4 protein-coding genes are annotated in these 6,220 nt (G+C 66.8%); 3 read left to right on the top strand and 1 reads right to left on the bottom strand.

What is annotated here, in order from left to right:
- A partial coding sequence (locus ONA70_RS33885) for a hypothetical protein (RefSeq protein ID WP_265010563.1) occupies positions 1-2,190 on the bottom strand: 2,190 nt, incomplete at its 3' end.
- Positions 2,191-2,807: 617 nt separating this feature from the next.
- Between ONA70_RS33885 and ONA70_RS33880 the strand changes: the two genes are divergently transcribed.
- From ONA70_RS33880 to ONA70_RS33870, 3 genes are all read left to right on the top strand, one after another.
- Positions 2,808-3,584, top strand: a complete 777-nt coding sequence (locus tag ONA70_RS33880) for a FadR/GntR family transcriptional regulator (protein ID WP_265010562.1) — start codon at positions 2,808-2,810, stop codon at positions 3,582-3,584.
- Between the two features lie 231 nt (positions 3,585-3,815).
- Entirely contained in the window at positions 3,816-5,126 is a 1,311-nt protein-coding gene (locus tag ONA70_RS33875; protein ID WP_265010561.1) for an ABC transporter substrate-binding protein, read from the top strand.
- A gap of 185 nt (positions 5,127-5,311) precedes the next feature.
- The gene (locus tag ONA70_RS33870; RefSeq protein ID WP_265010560.1) at positions 5,312-6,142 is read left to right on the top strand and encodes a carbohydrate ABC transporter permease; all 831 of its coding nucleotides are present in this window, start codon (positions 5,312-5,314) and stop codon (positions 6,140-6,142) included.
- Positions 6,143-6,220 lie beyond the last annotated feature (78 nt).

Below are 6,220 nucleotides of genomic sequence, written 5' to 3'. Positions count from 1 at the left end.
GGTGACGTCGTAGCGGATGGTCTGCGGAGTGCTCGAGGTGACCTTGAACTCGTACAGCTTGCCAAGCTGCGCGTCCGGCGGCTCCGGGGTGGTGAACCCTGGCTCCGGAGCCGTGACCGGCTGCGGCTCCCCGACCGGCTGACCCGCCGAATCCAACCGCTGCAGCGACCACTCCTGATTCGGCGTGACCTCGCTCAGGTGCCAGCGCGCGCTGCCGTCGGCCATCAGCTTCTTCTGCTCGGCGGTGAAAGCGCCGGCGTTGACGGCCGACTCCCACCGCTTGATAGCGGCCAGAATCGCCGGCGTGTTGGAGCCTGTGGCCAGGCTGCTCACGTTGGTCTCGTACCAGCCGAAGGTGGCGCCGAGGGAGGCGCCAAGCGCCAGGTTCGACTCGGTCTTCAGCAGCGTGTCGTTGCCGCCGATCGGCAGCGAGCCCGCCATCGGAGGTAGGAAATTGGCCCGGTAGAAGTCATTGTTCCAGGTGATCTGACGGTAGTCGGAGTCGGGCCAGCCGAGCCCACCGTAGTTGATTCGGGACTGGGCCTCCCAACTGTTACCCGACACATTGCTGGCCTCGGTGATGAAGCCGTCGACGGAGTCGAGCTTGCGGTAGACGCCGTTGACCAGGTGCGCATAGCCCCGGCCGCCCCAACCGCTGTAGGACACCGACTCAATCCCGTCGTAGGACATAAGCCTGACACCGGTCGTGTTGACCATCGTGGCCAGCCGGGTGGCGATCTCGTCGATGATCGGCAGGCCACCGATCGCGCCGCCGTAACCGTTCATGACGATCCGGGTGGCAGGGGTACCGACCGGGTAGGATCGCGCAACAGAGCGCCATTGCGCCCGCCCCAGGCCGGTGAACTGCCACTCGGTGTCACTGACCTTCGTGACCGTGCTGTAGGTGACGAACTCGTCACCGATGCGCAGCCGCTTACCCTCCACGCTGCCCGAGTCACCGTCCGCGTACAGCGTGGTGTCCGCCTGGCCGAGCGGACGGGTCAGCTTGACGGTCTTGCCCACGGCCAGACGCGGGTCAGCCGGCGACGGCGACACATACGGATCGTTCGGGTCGATGAAGTCGGACAGGGTGTGCACACCAATCCGGACCCCGTCCTGTCCCGCTGCGGCCACCAACTGGGCCGCACCCGCATCCGAGCCCCCAAAGTTGCTGTTGAACTGGTAGTGACCCGTCGTCACCCAGGGACCGGCCGCGTTCTGCACCGAGTAGAGGTTCTTGATCCCCGCCTGCTTCGCGAACTGCACCCCGGACGCGAGATTGCTGCCCCTGAGGTCATGGAACGCGAAAACCGACTGCCGAGTGGCCTGGGCCACCTTCTGCCACTGCCCGTTGATGGTCGGATACGGCAGGCCCTGCCCCCGGGCGATCTCACTCAGCACGCTGAGCGCAAGATCCGGCGCACTGCCAAACAGCGCCAGCTTGGACCCGACGATCCGGCCTTCCGGCGCCGACATCGGCCCGACCGGAACCTGCCCACTCAGGCTGAGTCGAAGTTCGCTACCCCGGATCCGGACCTTGCTGTAGTCATAGCTGTAGGCACGCACGATGCTGCCCCACTTGGTCCTCGCCGCCACACTCCACTCCGACTGCGTGCCGAGCGAGCCGAAGCCACTCGGCACGAGGTCAGCCCCGAACCCGTAGCCGTAGTACTCCAACGGCCAGGACCCCACGGTCTTGTCGTTGAGCGGACGCCACCCGAACCGGAACCTGTCGTTACCGACCACACCGACATCCTCACCGACCGTTTCGGTGACATTCGTCGGCAGCGGACCCCACAGCAACGTCTGCACATCCACACCCGGCGCGGGGTCCAGCCCGACCACCTCAAGCGTCGAGTACGTCGGGAACTGGACGACCTTCACATCGATCGAAGCCTTGTCGCTGCGGAACGTGAACACCTTGTCCTGCGGCGAATACTTCACCTCGGTCGGCACCGCCTGCTGCCCGTCGGCCACCACACTGACCAACGGCACCGACTTGCCCGCCGCCACATAGTCAATACCAGACCGCGAATCCACCAGACTGGTCACCCGACCGGCCTCACTGAGACCCACCGACAGGAAACCCGCCTCGATCTTCAGCGGAACACTCGCCTGCGCCGCGGGTGGGGCCACCGCCACCGCCAGCGCCGCAAGCCCGGTAACGGCAGCTGTGGCCAGCGCCGTCACACTTCTAGACCTGATCACCTACGTCTCCATTCCTGAACGTCCCACTAACGCGAAGCCTGATTTGCCGATACGAAGAGCACGCGGTGCAGGGGCCCGACGACATGGCGGTCTGCCGCCACGCGTTGACCCGTCAACGCGGCAGGGCTCGATGCGCCGTCGGTGATGGTGGGGTCAGCGCCGGGTTCGGGCGGCGGCCGTGAACGCCTGGCCGCCTTGCCTGTTTGCTGAGGTTGCTTAAGGTCCGGATGTGCGCCCGGCCAGGCCGAGCTGCACCGTCCGCGCCGATGGTTCTCACTGACCACCACCGTCTTCGTCACCCACGACCAGGCCGAGGCCCTCGCCGGTGTTGCTACTTGCGGGTGCAACGCCCTGCCGCACGCCAGGTTTCGCGCCGTCCGGCCAGTTCAGGCCGATGGCGGCTCGGAGAACCCGCGGGTCCTAGGGCACGTCAACTGCGACGAGTATGGATGCCACGAGGCATTGCGTCAACCCGATGGATCTGATTCACTCTGCCCAAGCCGGGCTCCCAGCTAGGCCGATAGATATGAAGCATCCTGTCCTCTGGTGTCGCGACGCAGCCCTCGACACCAGAGGCCGGACGAGGAGATTGGGGAGATATGTCGGCCCGACCCGATCTGTCGTCACCTGTTCCGCAACAGACGAGTGCGGCGGGTGGCTATCGACCTGGTTACGAGATCGCTGCGGAGCGGATCCTCGAGTACATCGTCCGGGAGCGCCTGGAGCCCGGTGCCCGCCTGCCGACGGAGAAGGACCTGGCGGACGCGGTGGGGATGAGCCGGACGGTCGTCCGGGAGGCGGTCAAGATCCTGTCCGCTCTGGGGCGGATCTCCGTCCAGATGGGCCGAGGTATCTATGTGGCCGAGCCGGAAGGTGCGCTGTGGCGGGAGTCGTTCTCCCACTTCCTGCCGGCCGATCTTCGGCAGGTGGATGAGATGTTCGAGTTCCGCCGTTTCGTGGAGACCACCACGACGCGGCTGGCGGCGCAGCGGGCCACCCCCACTCAGGTGAAGGCGCTGCGCGAGGCGGCACAGCTCACGGCGGACGCGGCAGAAGGCGGCGATATCGAGGCGTTCAACCGGGCCGACGAGAAGTTCCATCAGTCGATCGGCGTCGCGGCCTGCAACATGTTCCTGTCGGCCAGCGTCGACTCGGTGCAGCGGCTCCAGCGGCAGGTTAGCGCGATCGGGCTGGCGGGGGTTGCGGGCGGCTCGACCGTTGTGGCCGCCAAGCAGCACTCGGCGATCGCGGCGGCGATCGCGGCAGGTGACGAGGAGCAGGCGGTGGCGCTGATGGTCGAGCACATCGACACGACGCTGCGGCAGTTCAAACAGGAGATCAACCGCCGCGTCTTCCCCGCTGACGGCGCCTCCTGATGCCCCGCTGACGGTGCCTCCTGGCCAGCACCACTGTCTTGGAACGAGCCGCGGCACAGACCTGACAACTACCGGTTCGTGAAAGTACGAAACACCCTTTCAACATCACAGCGAGCCATCTGACGTCCCAAGATCCGAGATCACGTCATGAATGAGGTCGACGAGTTCGACGACCGCTTCGTCGAGGATGTCGCGAAGTCCGGGGCAGGGCTCAGACAGAGGGAGACAGCAGTGGATACGACGACATCCGGGCGGCGGCTCCGCCTGGTCGGGAGAGTGGCCGCGGCCCTACTGGTGCTGCCGTTGGCCCTGGCCGCGTGCGGTGGGAACGACAACAATTCGTCCTCCTCCGGTGGCCCCGTCAAGCTGGAGTTCTGGGGTTGGGCGCCCGGTTACGACAAGTCCGTCGAGCTGTTCAACGCCAGCCACAAGGACATCCAGGTCGCGTTCAACAAGCTGCCGTCCGGAGCCGCGGGCGGGTACGACAAGATGTTCTCGGCGGTGAAGGCCGGCAATGCTCCCTGTCTGGCGCAGGTCGGTTTCGAGTCGGTGCCCACCTTCCTGCTCGAGGGCGCGCTGGAGGACGTCACCGCGGAGGCCAGCACCGCCAAGGGGCAGTTCGTCCCATGGACCTGGAACCAGGTCAGCGTCGCCGGTAGGACGTACGCCGTCCCGGTCGACACGGGCCCGACGGCGTTGTACTACCGCAAGGACGTCTTCGAGAAGTACGGCATCGCGGTGCCGACGACCTGGGACGAATACGCCAACGCGGCCGAGAAGCTGCACGCGGCCGACCCGAAGGCGTACATCCTGAATCTGAAGTCAACCGACCTGTCCGGCCTGGCGTGGCAGAGCGGCGCCAAGTGGTTCGGCACCGAGGGGGACGCCTGGAAGGTCACCGTCAACGGCCCGGAGACCAAGCGGGTTGCCGACTACTGGCAGGGCCTGATCGACAAGAAGCTGGTGAACACCACCGACCAGGGCGCCGCCTGGTGGAGTTCGCTGCAGTCCGGCAAGGTGGCGACGGCGATCGGCGCGGTGTGGCTGCATCCGCTGATCGCGGAGAACGCTCCGGGCGCGAAGGGTAAGTTCGCGGTCGCGCCGATGCCGCAGTGGGCGGCGGGTGAGAAGAAGTTCGGCAACGAGGGCGGGTCCAGCACGGCCGTGCTGAAGGGTTGCAAGAACAAGAAGGCAGCGGTGGAGTTCGCGACCTGGATGAGCACCAACCCCGACAGCCTGAAGAACCTGATCAAGGTGACCGGTATCTACCCGGCCGCCACCGCCGGCCTGCAGCTACCCGAGGTGAACTCGGGGGTCGACTACTTCGGTGGCCAGAACATCTTCGAGGTGTTCGCCGAGGCCGCCCAGAACACCGACACGAGCTGGCAGTGGGGCCCGGTTCATTCGCAGTTCGGCGCCGACCTGGGCGAGGCGTTCGGTAACGCGTACGCCGGCAAGACCACGCTGCCTGGCGCGTTCGACGCCGTGCAGCAGAAGACGGTGGAGGCGATGAAGTCGAAGGGCCTGAAGGTCGAAGGATGACCGGCCAGCTCGAGCCCACGCCGGGACCGGTCGTGTCCCCTCCGGCGCCGCCCGGGGGCGACGGCCGGTCCCGGCCCACCACCACCGCGGGCCGCGGCGGCCCGCCGGCCGGTCGACGGGCCGCTCGCAGCAAGCTTGCCAGTCGGCGCAACCGATCCGGTCTTCTGCTGCTCACGCCGTTCGCCGTGCTGTTTGTGGCGGTGTTCGTGGTCCCGGTCGGGTACGCCGTGTATCAGAGCCTGTTCCGGGTGCGGCGCTCCGGTCTCGGGCTGGGACCTCCCGAGACCGTGTTCGCCGGCCTGGACAACTACACCCGGGTGTTCGCCGACAGCGCGTTCCTCACCGCTGTGGGCCGGGTGGTGGTGTTCGGCCTGGTCCAGGTGCCGGTGATGCTCGGACTGGCCCTGCTGCTGGCGCTGCTGCTGGACTCCCGGGTCGTGCGGCTCGGCCGGTTCTTCCGGCTGGCGTACTTCCTGCCGTTCGCGATTCCGGGTGTGATCGCGGCGGTCCTGTGGTCCTTCCTCTACGTGCCCGGGATCAGCCCGCTGGTGAAGCTTGGCGAAAACGCGGGCATCGAGGTCGACTTCCTCTCCGCCGACATGATCCTGTTCTCGATCGGCAACATCGTGACCTGGTCCTGGGCCGGATACAACATGCTGATCCTCTACACGGCGCTGCGGTCCATCCCTCCGGAGCTGTACGAAGCGGCCGAAGTCGACGGTTGCTCCGGCTTCCGGATCGCCTGGCACATCAAGCTGCCCCTACTGCGCCCGGCGCTGACCCTGACCGGGGTGTTCTCCGTCATCGGCACGCTGCAGCTGTTCGGCGAGCCGATGGTGTTGCGGCCGATGGCCTCCGCGATCAGCAACAGCTACACCCCGGTGATGCTGTCCTACCAGGCGGCGTTCGGCCTCAACGACTACAACTTCGCTGCCGCCGTCGCGGTGGTTCTCGCCGTCGCGACGTTCGTCCTGTCGTACGGCTTCCTGCGCCTGAGCACACGGGGATCCTCATGAGCAGACCATCCGTAACCGTTCGCCGTGGGTCCGGGCCGCGGCGGGTGGCGCTCCGGGTCGGCCACCGCGGCTCGCCCC

It is taken from the genome of Micromonospora yasonensis (assembly GCF_026013475.1).
In the GTDB taxonomy this organism is placed as follows: domain Bacteria; phylum Actinomycetota; class Actinomycetes; order Mycobacteriales; family Micromonosporaceae; genus Micromonospora; species Micromonospora yasonensis.
This window is presented reverse-complemented; position numbering and strand designations above follow the sequence as displayed.